At 55.0% G+C, this 833-nt stretch carries 1 protein-coding gene; it reads left to right on the forward strand.

What is annotated here, in order from left to right:
- Positions 1–646: hypothetical protein (locus tag QQJ79_RS15505; protein WP_284223830.1), on the forward strand; the 646-nt coding region annotated here is incomplete at its 5' end.
- Positions 647–833: the final 187 nt, after the last annotated feature.

Raw genomic sequence — 833 nt, forward strand, 5'->3', positions numbered from 1 at the left:
CTGCCGCGTCTCTGCGAAGACCTGCCTAGGCATTAATATTCACATAAAGAACAGCCAGACGTTAACCCTTCAGCATGTGTACAGCAACAAACCGATCGCCCGTACCAGACCAGAGAGGGGACCAGACATGAGCAATGGACAAAGGATCAACGGCGTCGCAAAGGAACTGTCCGATGCCCTTGCCCGCTGTCAACAGCGGGGCATTGACGAACAATCCGTACGAACAGGCCTTCTGACCATCACAATTGCCAATTTTATCAACAAGATCGGCATGCAAAACACCCTGTCCCTGTTCGAGGCCTTGCCCCAGCATATCGCATCCGGCATCTTCGACAAATACATGAACCCGGAAATCGAGCAGAACCAGCCGCCCGCCCGCCCCCTCCAGAACGCGGGCTATCAAGCGGGATATCAGCCTCACTACCCGGATATGTCACCAGCACACCAACCGCCCCCGATTCCGGGGATGCCGCAGAACTTTATACCCCCGCAAGCGCAACCCGGATTACATCCCGCCAGCCAACAAGCACCTGCGCCTGCACCGGCCTTCGTGCCGTCCCATCCCGCCGCGACCAATGATGGGGTTGGATTTTCAGACGGACTTTCACAGATGCCTGCCGGGCGGAGACGCCTTGCCGACTCGTAACCCGGCAATGATCCTTGCCCGTGAGGCAATGGCAGCGGAACAATGGGAATTGCTTAAAAATTATCATTAAATCCGGGGGGAATATTAAGATTTTTTAAGGACACGACTGTTAGACTGCCTGCTGATTTCCGGAATGGAATACAGGAGTCGGGAGAATGCCCCAGTCAAGTCGTCGAACCCCTTATTG

The organism is Brevundimonas denitrificans (assembly GCF_030160755.1).
GTDB classification, from domain to species: Bacteria; Pseudomonadota; Alphaproteobacteria; order Caulobacterales; family Caulobacteraceae; genus Brevundimonas; species Brevundimonas denitrificans.